This window comes from Pseudomonadota bacterium (assembly GCA_008501635.1).
Taxonomy (GTDB): Bacteria; Pseudomonadota; Gammaproteobacteria; order QQUJ01; family QQUJ01; genus QQUJ01.
On the sequence record QQUJ01000017.1, the window covers coordinates 335,277 to 354,253 of the forward strand.

General features: G+C 62.3%; 22 protein-coding genes and 1 pseudogene. 5 read left to right on the forward strand and 18 right to left on the reverse strand.

Annotated features, from left to right (window positions below):
- Positions 1–6: 6 nt before the first annotated feature.
- The 5 genes from DWQ09_09845 to DWQ09_09865 form a co-directional block, all read right to left on the reverse strand.
- Positions 7–216 carry a DUF1289 domain-containing protein gene (locus DWQ09_09845; GenBank protein KAA3628454.1) on the reverse strand — a complete coding sequence of 70 codons (210 nt, stop codon included), beginning with the start codon at positions 214–216 and terminating at the stop codon, positions 7–9.
- Between the two features lie 5 nt (positions 217–221).
- Positions 222–1,073 (reverse strand): NAD-dependent protein deacetylase, encoded by an 852-nt coding sequence (locus tag DWQ09_09850; protein ID KAA3628408.1) that lies wholly within the window; start codon positions 1,071–1,073, stop codon positions 222–224.
- A 218-nt stretch (positions 1,074–1,291) separates the two neighbouring features.
- Positions 1,292–2,644 carry an alkaline phosphatase family protein gene (locus DWQ09_09855; protein ID KAA3628409.1) on the reverse strand — a complete coding sequence of 451 codons (1,353 nt, stop codon included), beginning with the start codon at positions 2,642–2,644 and terminating at the stop codon, positions 1,292–1,294.
- Between the two features lie 404 nt (positions 2,645–3,048).
- Complete coding sequence (locus DWQ09_09860) at positions 3,049–3,555, reverse strand: SRPBCC family protein (GenBank protein KAA3628410.1); 507 nt, start codon at positions 3,553–3,555, stop codon at positions 3,049–3,051.
- 184 nt (positions 3,556–3,739) lie between these two features.
- Positions 3,740–4,057, reverse strand: coding sequence for a hypothetical protein (locus DWQ09_09865; GenBank protein KAA3628411.1), 318 nt, complete (start codon positions 4,055–4,057; stop codon positions 3,740–3,742).
- Between the two features lie 144 nt (positions 4,058–4,201).
- Between DWQ09_09865 and DWQ09_09870 the strand changes: the two genes are divergently transcribed.
- Complete coding sequence (locus DWQ09_09870; protein ID KAA3628455.1) at positions 4,202–5,140, forward strand: EamA family transporter; 939 nt, start codon at positions 4,202–4,204, stop codon at positions 5,138–5,140.
- Positions 5,141–5,157: 17 nt separating this feature from the next.
- Here the strand turns inward: DWQ09_09870 and DWQ09_09875 are convergent, their stop codons facing one another.
- A complete protein-coding gene (locus DWQ09_09875; protein ID KAA3628412.1) occupies positions 5,158–5,655 on the reverse strand; it encodes an Lrp/AsnC family transcriptional regulator in 498 nt (165 codons plus the stop codon).
- Between the two features lie 234 nt (positions 5,656–5,889).
- Here DWQ09_09875 and DWQ09_09880 point away from each other — a divergent pair, with 234 nt between their 5' ends.
- A complete protein-coding gene (locus DWQ09_09880; protein ID KAA3628413.1) occupies positions 5,890–6,807 on the forward strand; it encodes an arginase in 918 nt (305 codons plus the stop codon).
- A 49-nt stretch (positions 6,808–6,856) separates the two neighbouring features.
- Positions 6,857–8,068: an ornithine--oxo-acid transaminase gene (gene rocD, locus DWQ09_09885; protein ID KAA3628456.1), complete on the forward strand. Its 1,212-nt coding sequence runs from the start codon at positions 6,857–6,859 to the stop codon at positions 8,066–8,068.
- A gap of 56 nt (positions 8,069–8,124) precedes the next feature.
- Here the strand turns inward: rocD and DWQ09_09890 are convergent, their stop codons facing one another.
- From DWQ09_09890 to DWQ09_09900, 3 genes are read right to left on the reverse strand one after another with little or no spacing between them, the layout of a single operon-like run.
- A complete protein-coding gene (locus DWQ09_09890; GenBank protein ID KAA3628414.1) occupies positions 8,125–9,027 on the reverse strand; it encodes a protoheme IX farnesyltransferase in 903 nt (300 codons plus the stop codon).
- The gene (locus DWQ09_09895; protein KAA3628415.1) at positions 9,024–9,632 is read right to left on the reverse strand and encodes a hypothetical protein; all 609 of its coding nucleotides are present in this window, start codon (positions 9,630–9,632) and stop codon (positions 9,024–9,026) included. Before DWQ09_09895 ends, DWQ09_09890 begins: the two co-directional genes overlap by 4 nt.
- Positions 9,629–10,441: an SURF1 family protein gene (locus DWQ09_09900; protein KAA3628416.1), complete on the reverse strand. Its 813-nt coding sequence runs from the start codon at positions 10,439–10,441 to the stop codon at positions 9,629–9,631. Before DWQ09_09900 ends, DWQ09_09895 begins: the two co-directional genes overlap by 4 nt.
- 16 nt (positions 10,442–10,457) lie before the next feature.
- On the opposite strand from DWQ09_09900, the gene DWQ09_09905 reads away from it, so the two are divergent.
- A complete protein-coding gene (locus DWQ09_09905) occupies positions 10,458–10,673 on the forward strand; it encodes a twin transmembrane helix small protein (GenBank protein ID KAA3628417.1) in 216 nt (71 codons plus the stop codon).
- Between the two features lie 3 nt (positions 10,674–10,676).
- Here the strand turns inward: DWQ09_09905 and DWQ09_09910 are convergent, their stop codons facing one another.
- The 9 genes and pseudogenes from DWQ09_09910 to DWQ09_09950 form a co-directional block, all read right to left on the reverse strand.
- Positions 10,677–11,543 carry a cytochrome c oxidase subunit 3 gene (locus DWQ09_09910; protein ID KAA3628418.1) on the reverse strand — a complete coding sequence of 289 codons (867 nt, stop codon included), beginning with the start codon at positions 11,541–11,543 and terminating at the stop codon, positions 10,677–10,679.
- 2 nt (positions 11,544–11,545) lie between these two features.
- On the reverse strand, positions 11,546–12,103 hold the full coding sequence (locus DWQ09_09915) for a cytochrome c oxidase assembly protein (protein KAA3628419.1): 558 nt from the start codon (positions 12,101–12,103) through the stop codon (positions 11,546–11,548).
- Positions 12,104–12,248: 145 nt separating this feature from the next.
- Positions 12,249–13,841, reverse strand: coding sequence for a cytochrome c oxidase subunit 1 (locus DWQ09_09920; GenBank protein KAA3628420.1), 1,593 nt, complete (start codon positions 13,839–13,841; stop codon positions 12,249–12,251).
- 88 nt (positions 13,842–13,929) lie between these two features.
- The gene (gene coxB / locus DWQ09_09925) at positions 13,930–15,063 is read right to left on the reverse strand and encodes a cytochrome c oxidase subunit II (protein KAA3628421.1); all 1,134 of its coding nucleotides are present in this window, start codon (positions 15,061–15,063) and stop codon (positions 13,930–13,932) included.
- Positions 15,027–15,884, reverse strand: a complete 858-nt coding sequence (locus tag DWQ09_09930) for a DUF2244 domain-containing protein (GenBank protein KAA3628422.1) — start codon at positions 15,882–15,884, stop codon at positions 15,027–15,029. Before DWQ09_09930 ends, coxB begins: the two co-directional genes overlap by 37 nt.
- On the reverse strand, positions 15,775–16,794 hold the full coding sequence (locus tag DWQ09_09935; GenBank protein KAA3628423.1) for a diguanylate cyclase: 1,020 nt from the start codon (positions 16,792–16,794) through the stop codon (positions 15,775–15,777). The genes DWQ09_09930 and DWQ09_09935 overlap by 110 nt, the downstream gene beginning before the upstream one ends.
- A gap of 230 nt (positions 16,795–17,024) precedes the next feature.
- A complete protein-coding gene (locus DWQ09_09940; GenBank protein ID KAA3628457.1) occupies positions 17,025–17,240 on the reverse strand; it encodes a response regulator in 216 nt (71 codons plus the stop codon).
- Positions 17,241–17,318: 78 nt separating this feature from the next.
- Positions 17,319–17,474: pseudogene (locus tag DWQ09_09945) on the reverse strand (hypothetical protein).
- A gap of 51 nt (positions 17,475–17,525) precedes the next feature.
- Positions 17,526–18,239: a hypothetical protein gene (locus tag DWQ09_09950; GenBank protein ID KAA3628424.1), complete on the reverse strand. Its 714-nt coding sequence runs from the start codon at positions 18,237–18,239 to the stop codon at positions 17,526–17,528.
- A 179-nt stretch (positions 18,240–18,418) separates the two neighbouring features.
- Between DWQ09_09950 and DWQ09_09955 the strand changes: the two genes are divergently transcribed.
- On the forward strand, positions 18,419–18,871 hold the full coding sequence (locus tag DWQ09_09955; protein ID KAA3628425.1) for a hypothetical protein: 453 nt from the start codon (positions 18,419–18,421) through the stop codon (positions 18,869–18,871).
- Positions 18,872–18,977 lie beyond the last annotated feature (106 nt).

The window sequence follows — 18,977 nt, forward strand, 5'->3', positions numbered from 1 at the left end:
CTTCGATCAGTGTGGTGCCAAGGGGTAACGCTGAAGGTGGTGCTTGCGTCGGGTGCGGGCGGCGGCCAGTACCGACTCCCGCTCGGTATCGGTGGCTTCGCCCCAGCGCGTGATCTCGACCACGGTGCGGAAGCAGCCCAGGCAGATGTCGTTGTCGTCGAGGCAGCAGAGGCGCACGCAGGGCGAAGCAATGCGCCCGTTTTCGTCGCGGGGCACCTCACTCACGCGAGTCGCTCGCACAGGGTGGTGAGCGTGGTATCGCAACGGGCTTCGATTTTTATGTCGAGCAGATCGTCGGCGCGGGTGCGACCCAGATTGATCGCCGCGATCGGTTTTCCCGCCGCAGCCGCCGCGCGGGCGAAGCGGTACCCGGAAAAGACCATCAGCGACGAACCGACGACCAGGAGAGCGTCGGCCTCATTTAACAGAGCCAGTGCCTGCTCGACCCGTGCCCTGGGCACCGCCTCGCCGAAAAAAACCACATGAGGTTTGATCAGACCTCCGCAGTGCGCGCAGCCGGGGATCTCGAAGTCGCCGAACTCGACGGTCTCGAGATCGGCATCGCCATCCGGTGCGATGGCGGCGGTCTGTTGGATGAAGCCGGGATTGCGCTCCTCCAGTGTGGCCTGGAAGGCGGCGCGGGCCGACTCAGTGCCGCAGTCGAGGCACACCACGGTGTCGAGCCGTCCATGCAGATCGATGACCCGCGCGCTGCCCGCGCCCTGGTGCAGGCGATCGATGTTCTGGGTGATCAGATGATGAACGTGTCCGCGTCGTTCCAGTTCCGCCAGGGCGTGATGGGTGACGTTGGGTTGGGCGGTGGCAAACCAGCTCCAGCCGACCAGGCTGCGTGCCCAATAGCGTTTGCGCACCGCTGCGCTGCGCAGAAACTTCTGATACTGCACCGGTTGTTTGCGCTTCCACTGGCCATCGAGATCCCGATAGTCGGGTATCCCCGAACCGGTGCTGACCCCCGCGCCGGTGAGCACGAGCAGCCGTGGGTGGGCGGCAAAAAAGCTGACCAGCTGATCTGGCGGGTTGCCTGTGTAACGCGGTCGGGAAGTTCCATTCATGCCGCCACCTTGTGTCGCTGCTGGCAAAACATCACTGTTTTGTACCGGGTGCCGGCGAGGAGTTCCCGTTGCGCCCGGGAAAGGCGCGCCGGCGGTGTTCTCGGCTTGCCAATAGCGTTGCTGTTGGCTGCGCCTTCGGGCCTACCCATCGCACCTCTGGGGTACAACACAGCACGCGGGGGAAGCTGAGACAGGTTCCAGTAAATTCCGGGCCAAACTCAACGCGGTGTGCGTAAGGTGTTAGCGTGCAATGTGTTTTCCCACAGCGCTTTGCCGTTGGCGTCGAAAACGCGAATGGTCATACGGCGATCACGCAGCGGGCCGTCGAAATCGAGACGGCAGAAATTGCGCTGATCCACATGGGTGCCGGGAATCAGGCCGGGGCGATCGATCTCGGCGTCACGCGCCGCCCACCCACGCGCGGTGAGCGGGGAGCAGGTGAGTTCGTAGAGCGGGTAGGCGCCCGGCCGTTCACTGCGGGCCAGTTCGGTACGGTGGCGGTCACCGGAGAGGAAAACCAGTCCCTCGATGCGCGCATCGCGCAGCCAGTCGAGAAACGCCTGTCGTTCGGCCGGGAAATGCTGCCACCCTTCGGCGCGTGAGACGTCGTTGAAGAGCTGACTGCCGTTGGCGATCACCTTGAAGGTAGCGGGCGAGGAGAGCAGCGCATCCTTGAGCCAGGCCAGTTGGGCCGCTCCGAGCATCACCTTGTCAGGGGTGTCGGGGGCGCGATCGCTGTTGCGGTACCAGCGGTCGTCGAGCAGAAAGAACTCCACGTCATGCCAGGCGAAGCGGGTGAAGATGCCGGGCGCCTCGGGCAGTCCGAAACTGGGATTGGGCCAGTAACGCTTGAAGAGTTCCAGGCTCGCCGGCTTGAGCACGTAGCTGGCGTTTGCGTTATTGGGGCCGTAATCGTGATCGTCCCAGATCGCATAGTGATGGGTGGTGCGCAGCAGCCTTTGCAGCGGTGGGAAGGCCCGCACCTGACGGTGGCGGGCGGCGATCCCCCAGGCGCTGTCGGCGTCGGCCTCGCGCAGATAGAGCGTGTCGCCCAGCCACAGCATCAGATCGGGTTTCTGATCGGCGATGGCATCGAAGATCTGGTAATCGCCCCCGTAGCCGCGGCCGGGACGGTCATAGGGCTTGTCATTGATGAAGGCGCACGAGCCGATGGCGGCGCTGAACGGAGGCGGGTCGCTGCGCCACTGCCAGAGAGGCTGGGTAGAGAAGTGGAGCGGCTCCCTGGGTTCCACCGACTGACCGTCGACCACCACCCGGTAGCGGTAGCGCGTGCCGGGTTCGAGGGCGCCGATAGCGAACTGCAGCACCCCGTCATGGGCTGGGATGATCGGTTGCGGGGGTGTGCGGATCGTCTGGGAGGGTTGTTGCTCGGGCCAGTACTCGATCGCCACCTGCTGCGCGTCGCGCACCTGAATCCAGAGCGCCACCGCACGCATGGCGCTATGACCCGGCATGGGGCCGATGATGTAGGGCCCGGCGGCATGGCTGGCCGCGACAGGAGCCAGCAGACAAGCGATGAGCATGAAATTACGGAGATGCACGATGACCACGGTTCCTTGGTTGGACGGGCAGGATACTAGAACCTATCTCAGAATCCCGCGCGAGCTGTGCCGATCGCTTGTGGTTCGAGCGCCAGGCGCGGTGAGCGTGGTTGGGTCATTCCCAATGAGCGAGCCGCAACACCGTGCTGGAGCCACGAGCGCCCGGCCCTTCGGGTTGGCCCCAGAGGTGCGCTGGCGGTGTTCTCGACTTGCCAATAGCGTTGCTATTGGCTGCGCCTTCGGGCCTACCCAGCGCACCCCTGGGGCTCAACACAGCACGCGCGGGATTCTGAGATAGGTTCTAATCTCAAAATCCCCCGCGCGCGTGCCGGTCGTGGTATGTGGGTCCGGTACGAAAACCAGACCGGCCAAAATCCCCCGCGCGCGTGCCGGTCGTGATGACCTGTCGCCGCTCAGCGGCCACGGGTTCTACGCCGCCGCCGCGACAGAGCGCGGCGCAGGATATGCACCCACGGGCTCCATGTGCGGGGTGTCGGAGTATGGCCGAGCTGCAGCTCGGCCTTATCGAGGGCGTCCTCGATCAACGCATCGTGCAGTGGGCGAAACGCCAGCGGCCAGCTGAAACGGGCCTTGCCGTCCGCCACCATCTCCAATCGGTGGCGCAGCAGGGAGTGCTGGTCGTCCACGCGTTCGATCTCGAAGCCGTGTTGACCCTGAAACCCCTGGGGCCCGGTGAAGGTAAAAAGGATGCTGCGCCCCGGACGGTAGTTGGCGATGAAATAGCGAATCGGGCCGTGCCCGCCCACCGCGCCCTTGCCCAGCGGCCGATCGAAACGCATTGCCGGCCAACGTTCGCGCGGCCAGATTTGGTCGTTGCTCGAGGCGAGAGTGTCGAGCAGGGCACCGAGTTGCTCGGTGCTGGCCGTGATGATTCGTTCGTGAATATTGCGTACCCGCATCGCTCAAAACCCTTCTGTCGGTTGCAGCCGAGTGATGATTTCAGAGTGCCGTGTGGTCACAATGCTCGCTTGGGCATCGGGGGGCAGGAGCTTGCGCCAAATCCGCCGCCGGATTTATTGCGGCGAACCGCAGTTCGACCGTGCCATCTTCCCCCGCTCGGCTCTTTGCGCCACGCCGTTCCCCTCAGCCCAGGATGCGCCCATTGTCTGGCAGATTGTAGCCGTGGAGCCGTTGAATCCCTACTTTCAAAGCTTCGGCTGCCACTGCTGCCGGCAGGCAGCGGCCAATGCTGCGACCCTGAAAGGCATCGAGTGTGGCTACAGCAATCCCGGTACCGCCGGAATCGGTGCTGTCAGACGCGCGGTGTTCGGCCGCCCAACTCCAATGGCGCCCGGGTTTCAGCACCAACAGCCAATCGAGTTCCTGCTCGGTCAGAGCGCTGCGCGGCACCAGATAACGCTGTTGGCGGCTCTGCGGTGGGAGTTGCTCCACCGTGACCATAAACGAACGAACGTACTTTTATCACGGGTGGTTTTCAGACACCGCGACCAGGGGTGCGGGTCAGAGACGCAGAATGTTCGTAATGCGTAACGCCGAAGTTTCATAGTAAGCTGCGGCATTCGTTTGCTCTCCAACAATTTCCTGATGTCCCTGCTGAACAGCAATGCCTTTCTCTACAGCTTCGTGGTCCTGGTCTGGGGTTCCAGCTGGCTGGCCATGAAGTACCAGGTGGGTGTGGTACCGCCGGAACAATCGATCGCGTATCGGTTTCTGCTCGCCGCGCTGCTGCTCTGGGGTTTTGCCTGGTGGAGGCGCACGAAGTTGCGCTATACGTTGCTGCAACACGGGTGGATGGCGCTGCTCGGACTGACGCTCTTTTCGTTCAACTATCTGTTGGTCTATCTGTCCGCCGCCTACATCACCAGCGGGTTGATTGCGGTGGTCTTTTCTTCGTTGGTGGTGATGAACATCGTCAACGGGGCAATTTTCTTTCGTCAGCGCATCCAGCCACGCGTGGTGGGGGGTGCCGTCGTCGGTTTGGCGGGTATCTCGCTGGTCTTTCTGCCCGAACTCGAGGGCTTCGATCTCTCCAGCGCCGCCTTTACCGCCCTGGGCTTGAGTCTGGCCGGTACCTATATCGCGTCGCTGGGCACCATGGTATCGCTGCGCACTCAGCGCGCGGGGATCGCGGTGCTTCCCAGCAACGCCTACAGCATGGCCTACGGTGCCTTGTGGATGCTGGCCTTTACGGTGGTGCGTGGCGAGACGCTGGTATTCGAAGTGTCAGTGAGCTACGTAACCTCGTTGCTCTACCTGGCGGTACCCGCTTCAGCCATGGGTTTTTTCTGTTTCCTGACCTTGCTCAGTCGTATCGGCCCGGATCGTGCCGCCTATGCCACCGTGCTTTTTCCCGTGGTGGCCCTGGCGCTTTCCACTGTGGCGGAAGGCTATCAGTGGACCTGGCTGGCGGCGCTGGGTGTAATGATGGTGGTCGGGGGTAACGTGCTCATCCTGGATAAGGGGTGGTTGCGGGCCCGGCTGTTCGGTCGGCCTGCGATCGCTGCCGGCAGCGAATCTGAATAACGGGACGACGCTGCCCCCTATTTTTGGGTGGACTGCTTCGACGGAGGTTGCAGCGCGTCCAGCGGGTAGCCGCTGAACGGTTTGGTGCGATCCATGACCACATGGCTGCACAGTTCGATGACCCCGGCGCCCGCCTCGATGAGTCGGTCGCTGACTGTTTGATAGTGGCGCATGTCGCGGCAGACGACGTTGAGCATGTAATCGAAGACGCCACTCACCTGGTGGCACTCGACGACCTCGTCCAGTGATTTCACCTCGGCCTCGAAGCGTTCCATGTGCTTTTTGCGATGGTCGTGCAGGGTGATCGTGGCGATGATGGTCACCGATTGGCAGACCTGTTCGAGATCGATGCGCGCCCCGAATCCCTCTACCACCCCCTCCTCCTGAAGCCGGCGTACGCGATCCAGGCAGGCGCTGGGCGAGAGACCGACCCGTTCCGCCAATGCCTGATTGGTGATGCGCCCATCGTGCTGCAATTCGGCCAGCAAGCGCAGGTTGATCCGGTCCAGTTTCATGCGATGCCCCTTTGCCAGTACAACTGAAGATTATTCGGTTTCTTGGGTATTCGGGCGCATTTCCGTCGTCTTTGATTCGATATATCCCAACCTATTCGGTGCGATTTATGGCAACCTTTTCCGTTAAATCAATTGCTTAAAGCGCTGAAGCAAGGCGCTCATAAAGCATAGATCACAGCCAAATGATATTTGGCTGGTGGTCGCAGATGTCACGCCCAAGGTTGGGAGGTGTGGATGTACAGCCAGCACATCACCTTGATTCAGGCCGCTTTCAGCGGCGGAGCCGGGATTTCCGGATGTGAACTTGCACCGTCGGCCCTGCGTCAGGCCGGGCTGGGAAACGCACTGCGCCTTACCGGGCATTGGGTGCGTGAGGCCGAACTCGATCTGACGGACTGCGCGCCCAGCGGGCGTGCCGCGCTGCCCCAATTGGTCACGGCGTGTCAGCGTGTGCGCACAGCGGTGGACGCAGCGCTGGCCGTTGGTGAACTACCCATTCTGGTTGGCGGCGACCATAGCCTGAGTATCGGATCGCTCGCCGCCGTTGCACGGCATTGCGCCCAGCGCAGGCGGCCGTTATGGGTGCTGTGGTTCGATGCCCATGCGGATTTCAACACCATAGTCACATCCCCGTCCGGGAACGTTCATGGTATGCCCGTAGCCGCGGTATGCGGTCTGGGTGATGCCGCACTGCTGGCGGTGGGCGATCGGGTTCCCATGGTGGATCCCGACCACCTGTATCTGTTGGGAGTGCGGGCCGTCGACACGGTGGAACGCGAGTTGCTGCAGGGTTCTCCGGTCAACGTGTATACCGCGCAGGATGCGCGGGACCACGGTCTTGCCACCTTGGTCGAGGGAGTGCTGCGGCAGGTGGCGGCCAGCGGCGGACACCTGCATGTCAGTCTCGACATCGATGTGATGGATCCTCTGGTGGCGCCGGGCGTCGGGAGTCCTGAGGCGCATGGAATCGAACCGCAACAGATGCAGCAGGCTTTGCAGTGCATTGCACAGAGTGGATTGCTGGCGTCACTGGACGTGATGGAGCTCAACCCGCTCCAGGATTTCTGCGGCGTTACGGCGCGCCTCACCGTCGGCCTCGTTGAGACCGTGGTGGGACGAGCCGCGACCATCAGATCAGCCGGTAGTTTTTAGTGAAAGGAGTCGGCCTATGAAAACGTTGAGCACAGTGCGGGAAATGGAGATGCCGCATCGTTCACAGCAGGAGATCATGGCGCAGGCCGAGCACTATGGCGCCACCAATTACCATCCGCTGCCCGTCGTGTTGGCGCAGGCCGACGATGTCTGGGTATGGGACAGCGAAGGCAGGCGCTATCTCGATTGCCTGAGCGCCTACTCCGCGGTCAATCAGGGTCACCGCCATCCGCGCATCGTCCAGGCGTTGAAGGATCAGGCCGAGCGCCTGACGCTCACCTCGCGCGCCTTCCACAACGATCGCATGGGCCCGTTCCTGGAGAGACTCTGCAACCTCGCCGAGATGGATCGGGCGCTACCCATGAACACCGGTGCCGAGGCGGTGGAGACCGCCATCAAGACCGCCCGCAAATGGGGTTACACGGTCAAGGGCGTGGCGCACGATCAGGCGGAGATCATCGTCTGCCGCAACAATTTCCATGGCCGCACCACCACCATCGTCGGCTTCTCCAGCGAAGCGCAATACCGCGACGGTTTTGGTCCCTTTGCGCCGGGTTTCAAAACTATCGATTTTGGCGATTCCGCCCAGCTCGAAGCGGCCATCACCGCCAACACGGTGGCGTTTCTGGTCGAGCCGATCCAGGGCGAGGGCGGGATTGTGGTGCCGCCGAGCGGCTATTTCACCACGGTGCGTCGTATCTGCTCCCGGTACAACGTGCTCTACATCGCCGACGAGATCCAAACCGGACTGGGGCGCACCGGTAAGCGGTTTGCCTATCAGCATGATCACGACGCGAAACCCGACATGCTGATCGTCGGCAAGGCACTGGGCGGTGGTGTCTATCCGGTATCGGCGGTCATCGCCCCCGAGGCGGTGCTCGGCGTGTTCCGGCCCGGCGATCACGGCAGCACTTTTGGTGGCAATCCGCTGGGGGCTGCGGTGGCCGATGTCGCGCTGCAGGTGCTGGAAGATGAGCGCCTGGCCGAGCGTGCCGCGGAGTCCGGTGCCTACCTGATGGCGCGGCTGAAGAAGATTCAGAGTTGCAAGATTGCCGAGGTGCGCGGCAGGGGATTGCTGATCGGCATCGAGTTGACCCCGGAGGTGGGACACGCCCGTCGCTACTGCGAACAACTTCTCGAACGCGGTCTGCTCTGCAAGGAGACCCACGAGCGGGTGGTGCGCCTCGCCCCGCCTCTGACCATTCGCCGTCCGCAGCTCGATTTCATGCTGGAGCAGATCGAGGCGGTGTTGGCCGGGTGACCAAGAGGGGCGAGCCGTTTCTTCGCGGTCCTGAAACCTGGCGCGATTCAGGCGAGTCACTGCATCAGATAGTGGTCTACCACCAGAAAGCCGAACAGCAGCGCCAGATAAGCGATGGAGTAACTGAACAGCTCCATCGCCCTGGCGTCATCCGCGCTGCGAAACAGCAGCCACGCTTTACGCACGAATTCCAGACCGAGAATGACCGCCCCGGCAAGATAGAGATAGCCGGACATGCGCACCGCGAACGGTAGCAGGGTCACCGCAAACAGCAGGCCGCTGTAGAGCAGGATCTGCAGCTTGGTAAACGGTACGCCATGGGTGACCGGCAGCATGGGCAGTCCGGCGCGTGCGTACTCCTCGCGGCGGCGGATAGCCAGGGGCCAGAAATGGGGTGGGGTCCAGATGAAGATGATCAGAAACAACAGGAACGCCTCCAGCGTGACCTCGCCGGTCACCGCCGCCCAGCCGAGCAGGGGTGGCGCGGCACCGGCCGCCCCACCCCAAACGATGTTCTGTGGTGTGGTGCGTTTGAGAAACAGGGTGTAGATCACCGCGTAACCGATCAGCGAGGTAAAGGTCAGCACGGCGGTCAGCGGATTGACCCAGGCTGCCAGCAACACCATGGCGGTCGCGCCCAGGGTGAGGGCAAAAACCAGGGCGCGGCGCTGGTCGAGGCGCCCGGTGGGCAATGGACGGCCGCGGGTGCGTTCCATCCGCGCGTCGCTGCGCTCCTCCACCAGATGGTTGATGGCGGCGCCGCTGGCTGCAGCCAGGGCGATGCCGAGGGTACCGAACACCAGGGGCTGCCACGGCACCATGCCGGGTATTGCCAGCAGCATGCCCACCACCGCAGTAAAGACGATCAGCAGTACCACCTTGGGTTTGGTTAGCTCGTAGTAACTGCGCCAGGCTCCGGGGGAGGCGGTGGCGGGCAGTGCCGGATCGCGAGCGCTCATTGCCGCGGTACCCTCCAGTCTTTGGAAACCTTGAGCAGACGCTTGAGATCCTTGAGCAGATCTTTGGCGGATGCTGTTGCAGGGTAGTACATCATGGCGTCGCCCAGCGGATCGATCAGCACCACCGCCCCGGGCTCCAGTGGTTGATCGATCAGTTGATCCCTTTGCGATACACCCAGCATCAGGCGCGGGTCGTCCTGCTTTAACCGGGTGACGCTGTCCGCTGCGGGCGATGTGGAAAAGAGGAGCATCCGTTCGACGCGCGCGCGCTCGACGCCGGCCGCGCGGCGCACCTGACGCAGTTCATGGAGGCGCGCCACGCAGCGCGGGCCACAGTCGGAACCGGTGATCAGCAGAATGATCCAGGTGTTGGCCGCTTCTGCAAGCGTCATTGGCCGGTCGTCGACCCCCTGCAGTCGCCACGTTGCCGCAGCGACGGGCGGATCGATCAGCATGCCCCGATTGGCTTGCGACTGGGGCAGCCAGCCGGGATTGAGATAGAAGAGGACGGCAGCCAGAAACGGCAAGCCGAAGATCATTGCCATGGCCCACAACGGACCCAAACCGCGCCTGGAAGGGGTCCGCGCGAGGGGTTCAGCACTCATTCGTTCCTCTCCTTTTTGCGCGAGAGCGCCGCCCAAACGATGAGCGCCATGGCGCTGAAGGCGAACCACTGGATCGCGTAGCCATAGTGCATGCTGGGATCGGGCTGCGGCAGGGTCCAGCTGCGCTGATAGCCATCGGGAACATCGGCATCCAGCAGCAGCACCAGCGGCAGGGTGTATTCCCCACTGCGGGCGCTGAAGAGGTCTGGATCGGCAAACAGCCACGGCCGGTGCCACGGCGTCGCATCGCTGTTGGCGGGACCGAGGCGCAGCGGCGGTGCAGCGGGCGAGACCAGTCGGCCGGTAACGTTCACCGTTTGCGTGTCGCTGGTGAGCGCTGCCAGATCGGCGCCAGCCTGAGCATTCGCCACCCAACCGCGATTGACCAGAAGGGTGCGCGCGCTGCCGGCGATGCGCAATGGGGTGATGATATGCGCACCCTGCACCCCCTGATTGCGGCGATGTGCGATGTGAAACTGGTGCTCGAAGTCGTAGCGCCCGCGGAGTTCGACCCGGGTGAAGCGCAGATCGGCGCTCTGCGCAAAGTCGATATCGCCAATGGCGATCGGTTGCTGATCGAAACGCTCGCTCAACAAGGCAGCGAGCTGGGCCTTCTCCTCGGCGCGCTGCAGTTGCCAGACGCCGAGCGCCAGGCAGAGCATTGCCACCAGGGTCGCGGCCAGGGTCAAACCCAGGCGCGGTCGAAATTCCTGACCGCCGATGCGTAGAGAGGTGCTATAACTCATGTATGTCTCGGGTCTCCGGAGTCGATGTGGCGAGTCCCGGACCGATACGGGCCCGCAAGCCATTTACCAGGAGGTGCCTATGGACCTCGTCATCAAAATCCCGCTCTTCATCCTGCTGGGATTGATCGTCTTTTCCCTGGCGGAAGCGATGTTCTTTCTGGCCCGCGATGATGGCAGCCGCGACAAGACGCGCATGGTGCGCGCGCTGACGGTGCGGATCACGCTGTCGCTGATGCTGTTCGTTTTGCTGATGGCGGGCTACTACTTCGGTCTGGTGGAGCCCCACTCCAAGTAGCGTCTACAGCCAGTAAACGAAAATAAACAGGCCCAGCCAGACCACATCCACAAAGTGCCAGTACCAGGCGACCGCCTCGAAGGCGAAGTGATTGTGCGGCTGGAAGTGTCCTTTCAGCGCTCGTCCAAGTATCGCGATGAGCATGATCGCGCCCAGCGTCACATGCATCCCGTGAAAGCCGGTAAGAATGTAGAAAGTCGAGCCGTAGACGCCTGAGGCGAGCGTGAGGTTAAGGTTTTTGTAGCCCTCGTGGTACTCGAACGCCTGCAGGCCGACGAAGATCAGGCCCAGTGCGACCGTCGCAGACAGTCCCCAAATGAGCTGAGGACGGCTGTTGATCTTCAAGCCCCAGTGGGCCCAGGTGACGGTGGCACCGCTCGAGAGCAGGATCAGCGTGTTGATCGCGGGGATTCCCCAGGCGCCCATGGGCGTGAACTCCCCCCCGAGTTGCCCTGGCCCCGCCGTTGGCCATTGCGCGACGAACTGGCTGTGGAGAATCTCCTGGGAGATGCCGAGATAGCCCTCGCCACCCAACCACGGCACGGCGATGTTGCGGATGTAGTAGAGCGCGCCGAAGAAGCTGGCGAAGAAGAAGACCTCCGAGGCGATGAACCAGTACATCCCCTGGCGGAAGGAGCGATCCTCGCGTTGGCGATAGCTGCCCGCGAGATTCTCGCCGATCACATCGCCAAACCAGCCGTACATGAAATACGCAATCAGCAGAAAGGCGATACCCATCATCGCCACACCCACGGTGCCAACGCCGTTGAGAGCCAGTGCCGCACCGCACAGTAGCAGCAGCAACGAGCCGCCCGCGATGACGGGCCACGGGCTGGGCTCGGGTACAAAGTAGTGGTCGTCGGCCGCCATGCTTATCCTCCGCCCGCGGGCTGGTGGCGCGTGGCCACCGGGCTGGCGGGGTTCATGTAGGTGTAGGAAACCGTCAGCGAGTGGAAGCGCTCGGGCAGCTGCGGTGACACGATGAAGCGCAGCACCACCTCACGCGTTTCACCCGCGGCAAGCTTCTGTTGGTCGAAACAGAAGCACTCGATCTTCTGCACGTATTCGGTCGCCTGCCAGGGGGTGATGCTGGGGATCGCCTGGCCGGTCAGTGCGCTGGTGGAGCTGTTCTGTACCTGAAACCGCGCTTCCAGCAGCTGGCCGGTCTGGCCGTCGAGGCGCCGGGTCAGCGGCTTGAACTGCCAGGGAAGATTGCTGTTGACCGTGGTGTCGAATTTTACGGTGATGGGGCGCGCGACGCCGGCAGTGGTCGGTTGGGTCACCGCTACCGCCGTAGTAGCGGTTTGAATGCCCAGCGCCTGGCAAACCAGGTTGTACAGCGGCACCAGGGCAAAGCCGAAGGCGAACATGCCGACCACCAGCCCGCTCAGCAGCAGTACCGACTTGCGGTTTTTCGCGGTGCCCGTCATCCGCCCACCGTCCCGAACAGCGCCTTCCACATCGGCAGCGAGGCGACCAGCATCACCAACGCCAGCACCCCGAGGATGATCGCCAGGGTGATGTTCTGCCGCCGTTTCTGCGCCTGGGGCGTGGTGTTCATGGTGATTTCCGGCCTCACTTGAGCTGCGGCGCCGTTTCCCAGCTATGGAACGGCGGCGGCGAGGGCAGCTCCCATTCCAGTCCGCTGGCGCCTTCCCAGGCGCGGTTCTCCGCCTTTTTTCCACCCCTTACGCACTTGATGATGATGTAGAGGAACAGCAGGTGGCTGAGTCCGAAGACGAACGCGCCGATGCTGGAGAGCTGATTGAACTCGGTAAAGATGACGTTGTAGTCGACGATGCGCCGCGGCATACCCGCCAGCCCGAGGAAATGCTGCGGGAAGAAGGTGACGTTGAAGCTGATGGCGTTGATCCAGAAGAAGATCTTGCCCAGCTTTTCATCGTACATGTGGCCGGTCCACTTGGGCAGCCAGTAAAAGACCGCGGCGAACAGACCGTAGATGGCACCCGGCACCAGCACGTAGTGGAAGTGCGCCACCACGAACATCGAGTCGTGGTATTGCATATCAGCGGGGATGACCGCCAACATCACCCCGGTAAGGCCGCCGAAACTGAACAGCATCACCATGGCAATGGCGAACAGCATCGGCGTCTCGAACGTCATGGAACCGCGCCACATGGTGGCGATGAAGTTGAAGATGATCAGACCTACCGGGATGGAGATGAGGATGGTGCCGATCATGAAGTAGCTGACTGCGCCCAGCGACATGCCCACGGTGTACTGATGGTGCGCCCATACGGCCATCCCCAGTGTGGCGATCACCAGCATGCCGCCCACCATGGAGTGGTAGCCGAACAACGGTTTGCGCGAAAAGGCGGGGATGATCTGCGCCAGCGCGCCGATGGCGGGCAGGATCAGAATGTAGACCTCAGGATGGCCGAAGAACCAGAACAGGTGCTGGAACAGCACCGGATCGCCGCCGCCCGCGGCATTGAAGAAGCTGGTGCCGAAGTGACGATCGAAGAGCAGCATGGTCACCCCGCCGGCGATCACGGGCACCACCAGGATCAGCAGAAACGCGGTCACGAACCACGCCCAGCAGAAGATCGGCATGTCGAAGAATTTCATGCCCGGCGCACGCATGTTGAGGATGGTGACGATGATGTTGATCGAGGCCAGCACCGAGGAGATGCCGAGCAGGTGAATGGCGAAGATCAGGAAATCCATGGACATGCCGACCTGGGTCGAGAGCGGCGGGTAGAGTGTCCAACCGGTGTTGATCTGGGTGCCGCCACCGGGGAAGAAAGGCACCACGAACGACAGCAGCAGCATGGTGCCTGCGGCCGGCAGTATCCAGAAGCTGAGGTTGTTCATGCGCGGCAGCGCCATGTCCGGCGCGCCGATCATCAGCGGGATCATCCAGTTGGCTATACCGGCGCCGGCGGGCATCACCGCGCCGAAGATCATGATCAGCGCGTGGTTGGTGACGATGTTGTTGTAGAGGTCGGGATCGAGCAGTTGCAGCCCGGGGAACAGCAGCTCGGCACGGATCACCATGGCGCTTGCACCGCCGAGGAACAACATGACCAGCGCGAACACCAGGTACATGGTGCCGATGTCCTTGTGGTTGGTGCTGTAGAGCCAGCGCCTCCATCCGCTCGGCGGACCGTGAATCTCATGTTCGTGAGTTGCAGCTACGGTACTCATGGTTGCGTTACTCCTTCAAAAAATATCCGCGCAAGTCCGGTCTTGTCGCCCGTTACGCGTCGCGGTTCCTGCTTCAAGTTGCGCTTCATCAGCGCGCCGCCTTCACGTCTTTGGGCTGCACCACGTCGCCGCTGTCGTTGCCCCACGAATTGCGTTCGTAGGTGATGATGGCGGCGATCTCCAGATCGTTCAGTTGCGCCCAGGCGGGCATCGCCGTTCCCGGTTTGCCCTTCAATACGATCTCCAGGTGGGCCGCCAACGGCCCGGTGGCGATTGGGCTGCCTTTGAGCGCCGGGAAGGCCGGTGCCAGACCCTGACCGTTGACCTGGTGGCAGCTGCCGCAGCTGGTGTTGTAGAGCCCCTGACCCTTCTCCATCAGCTCGTCTTTGGTCCAGGTCTTGTCAGCGCTGGCCTCGGCGGCCTTGGCGACCATGACCACTTTCTGGGACTGGACCCACTCCTCGAACCTGGCGGGACTGACCGACTCCACCACGATGGGCATGCGCGAGTGCCAGGTGCCACACAACTCGGCGCACTGACCACGGAAGACGCCCTCGCGATTGAGCTCCGTCCAGGTCTCGGTCACATAGCCGGGAATGGCGTCTTTCTTGAAGCCCAACTCCGGTACCCAGAAGGCGTGCAACACGTCGACCGAGGTGTGCAGGAAGCGGATGCGGGTGTCGGTGGGCAGTACCAGGCGGTTGTCGACCTCGCGCAGGTAGAGGTCGCCCGCCCGCTCCTGTGGCGTGTAGCGGCTCTCGACCTTGATGCCGTGGTCGAGGTATTCGAACTCCCACCACCACTGATGGCCGGTCACTTTCACGTCCATCAGATTCTGATCCCTGGGAACCACCCAGATGTTCTCCAGCACTCGCTGCGCGGAACTGGCGATGGTGAGATCGACCCCCAGCACCATGGCCGGCACCACGATCCACGACCAGCGTCCGAACCAGGTCTTGTGGAAGTTCTGGTCGGCTTCATAGCCGCGGCTTTTACGGAAACGGAGAATGGCAAACAGCACCACGGCAAACACGGCGATGGTGAGCACCGTGGCGATGGTCACCGTCAGCATATGGATATCATAGATCTCCTGCGCACCCGCTGAGGCAGGCGGTGGGAAATTGACTCCCAACTCCGCCAATGCTTCACCGCTTCCGGCCAGCAGTGCGGCAGCGCCGAATAATCTCAGTATCGATTTGGTTTTATACATAGCTTCGAGCATAGCAGGCCCTCAACCGGCGGCAGGCGGCCTTTGGTTTCAAGGTGTGAAAAGGGTGATGTTGCATGCAACCGATTGCGGCTGAAAAACGTCAAGTAGCGCCCAAGTTCAGCGGCGAGTTCGCGGCGCTCCTCTTCGATCAGATGTCTGCCGATCTCGGTTTCACGACCATAAGAGCGCAACAGCAAGCGACTGGGATACCAGTTGCGGGAATCGGTGGCCAGTACCACGCGAGTCCACGCGCGCGGTATGCGTTGCTCTATGGCAGGGCGGTGGCGGCCGCGCTGGATCACTATCTCGCGATCATTGATACGCACCACTTCACGGCTGTGCGTGGTCAACAGGCAGACATACAGACAGGCGCCGACGGCCAACAACTCAAGGCCGGCAAAGGGCAGCACCAGCCACGCACCCTGGCTGGCGAAGTAGGCGGCGATCGCTGCGGTGCAGCCGCACAGGGTCAAAAAGGCCGCTTGGGCGGCCCTCCAGTTCAGTGAGCGATTCGGTCGCAATACGAACTCGACGCCCGGAGCGTCGTCACGTTCAAAACTCGTCACCATGGAGTCGACTCCTCTCCCTTCCCGAGCGGACTGGAATCCCAGCGCCAAGGTCGGAAATTGATATTTATCAAGTATGCCGCTGGTGGGGAAAAACGCAACCACTAAGGTTGTGGGAATGAGAGTGCGATTGACCCGGATCAAATTGGGCCGGGGGCTAAGGCGTCGTAGGGAGCGCCAGGCTTTCGAGGGAGCGTGTGGCGATGCGATTGCGACCGGCACCCTTCGCCTCGTAGAGCGCCTCGTCGGCCAGTCGCAGCAGGGCATCCAGGTCTTCCGGCTTGCGACTACCTGCCGGACAGGTTGCCACGCCGATGGTGGTGCTCATCGTAAAGGGGCCGCTCTTGTCGGGTACCGGGGTGGAACTGACCGTCTCGCGCAGTCGTTCGGCGGTGTGGATGGCCGTCGGGGGATCGCATTCAGGCAATAGGATCACGAACTCATCGCCGCCGAAGCGGGCGATGATATCGGTGCGGCGCAGGCTCAGTTGGCAGACGGCCACCAGGTGACAAAGGGCAGCGTCGCCGGCGACGTGGCCATGGGAATCGTTGATCTCCTTGAAGTGATCGATATCCATCACCAGCAACGCCAGGGGCGAATGAGTGCGCTGCACCCGATAGATCTCCCGCTCCGCCAGCTGAATGAAGTGACGGCGGTTGGCGGCACCGGTGAGTGAATCGGTAGCGGCCATCTGTTCCATGCGCGCCAGGGACTCGTTCAGCCGATCATCGCTCTCGACCAGTCGGCGACCCACCAGCAGGCGGGCACGCAACTCTCCGGGATTGGCGGGCTTGGTCTGGAAATCATGGGCACCCTGTTCGAGGGCATGGACCAGCGCCTGCTCATCGGTTTTGCTGGTGAGCAGGATGGTATAGATGAGCGGTGCATCGGTACGGTTGTGCAAGCGGCGGCAGATCTCAACGCCGTCGATACCCGGCATCATCCAGTCGATGATGGCGATACGCGGCGGATTGGGCGCGCTGAGGATCGCCCAGGCGGTATCGCCGCTTTCGGCCTCCACGGCCTGGTAGCCCCAACTTTCCACCACCCGCATCATCAGGGTGCGCGAGACGCGCTCGTCGTCGGCGATGAGTATTCGTAGGCTGCCGGCGGTGCCGGTCTCTTGCGTTGCTTCGTTCACGCCTTGTGCCGTGATGGTTGTTGTGCCGGGTTCCATTCTCTGCCCTCCAAAGCTTGGCACAAACGCCCCAAGGCTGCCTGTTCCATCTCTTTACTGATTCGGCGCAGTTCAATACCCCCGACGCAGACGGCGATTTCGGGAAGAGCATAAATGCGATCCGTGGCCACCGTCAGATCCTCTGCCTTGAGGGTAGAGTTCACCTCTTTCATCCGTGCCATCTTGCCCGTCGTCGCTACAGGGATTCAACCCGGCCGGTGCGACACTCATCATGGCGGGAAGCGCCCCAGCGCCTCGGCCACCGCACGACGTGTGATCGGCTTCTGCAGATAATCGTCCATGCCGGCCTCCAGGCAACGCTCGCGATCACCGCTCAAGGCGAGCGCGGTCACGGCAATGACGGGGCTTTTCCGCTTGAGTCCCTTGTGACGACGCAACAGGCGGGTCGCCTCGAAACCGTCGAGTTCGGGCATGGTCGCATCCATGAGGATTACGTCATAACCGGCCTCGGCCGCCCTTGAACCGAACAGCAGCACCACCTGTTCGGCGACGGCGTGTAGATCGAGTTTACCCGCCTCCACCTTGGAGAAGTCGAGTACCTCATCGAGAATGGCAAGCAGTGTACTGGCTGAGCTGGCAACGGTGCCCAGGTAGGGTCGCTGCTGCTGAGAGGGTGGTGTGTCGGCCAACAGCTCAACCATACCGATAACGCCGTTCATGGGCGTGCGGATCTCGTGGGGCAGGTTGGCGCGAAACGCGCTTTGCGTTCCCTATCGGCCGTCGGATATCAAACGCACCATGATTGCAGCGGCCTGATTCTGCAGATGCCGCTGACGCGCACCCGCCCGCTGGGCTGCCAGACGCGCAAGCTGGGCGTCGTCGCCCATCTGTGCATACTGGCGTTGGATGCCCATGGCGTAGCGATTGACCGCCTGCAGGGTGGTCAGCGCCCGGTCAGTCGCGGAAGGTTTAGGGCCGCGTATCGGGTCGGGACGCTCGAGTCGGGTGTCCGGCAAAAAAGGCGGATCGATTGTTTCCGCGCCGGAAGCGCGATGCGTTTCAATCCAGTTACGGGCACGCCGCGCCTCGATGAGGAAGCGGTCTCGCGCCTCCTCGAAGGCATCGGCCCTGTCGCTGTGAAAAAGTATTTCCCGATGGCCCTCGATATAGGCATTGCGCAACGCCCAACGCAAAAGCAGCCGTTGATCCCGGGGTCCCAAGGGCGGACTGAGGTCCGCCATAAACGCCTCCCATTGCAGATCGGCCTGGGTGGATGCCGGATTTCTTCGCCACAAGTCTGAAACGGCGTTGAGCGCGATGTGTTGCGTCTCCGTGAGCAAGGCACCGGCCCGCGCCTCCTCGGCAGCGGATATCTGCAGCACGGCAGGAGGTGACGAACTGTCGATCGCCGGCGCGGCCGCCCACAAGGTGTTTCCGATCAGGCTGCAGAACAGGATGGCCAGCAGGAGGAAGTGACGCGGCACGGTAAGTTAACCTCCGGGATAAAGTGGCAGGATAGAGTGCAAGGCTAACCAAGTCTCCTGCAATCACAACCCCCTGTTCGGTGTGGATCACACGATTTCCGTCTATTGTTGGTTCAGGGTGTAGTAAACCCGCAGCGCGGATGGAAACTGACGCGGGGTGGGTGAGGGAGTCGTGCTAAATGGCGAAACGAGTTGCGCTTTCGTTGCGTCTTACGCTGGTTGCGGTACTCGCGTTGGCCGTAGTGGTGCCGCTGGTGGTGATCGGTATCTATGTCACCACAGTGACCGGCGAAAACCTCGCCCGCGAGGAGCTGCATGCGTTTGAAGCGCGCCTGATGCGGGTGGGTCACGGCGTTGAGCATACTCTCAATGATTTCCTCGCCGATCTGCACGCCTTGCATGGCGCTCCCCCGCTGGCCGGCATCACTCGCGCCCCCAACCATGATGGAACCGATCCGGTGACAGGCATGCACGCCGGTGATTGGCAACGGCGCCTCGCCCAGAGTTTCGCCGCGCCTGGCGCTGAAACCTCGAGCGACCGGCACAGATCGCGGGGGATTTTAATGGAATGGTCGCCCCTTCCTTACCCGGCATCTGAGTGCCACAGTGGGAGCGTGAAGCAAACCACTTAACAGAAAGGGGCGACCGAGATGAAGATTACGACAGTAGGGATTGATGTGGCAAAGACGTTGTTGCAGGTTCATGGTGTGGATGAGCGAGGTCGGGCGGTTATTCGAA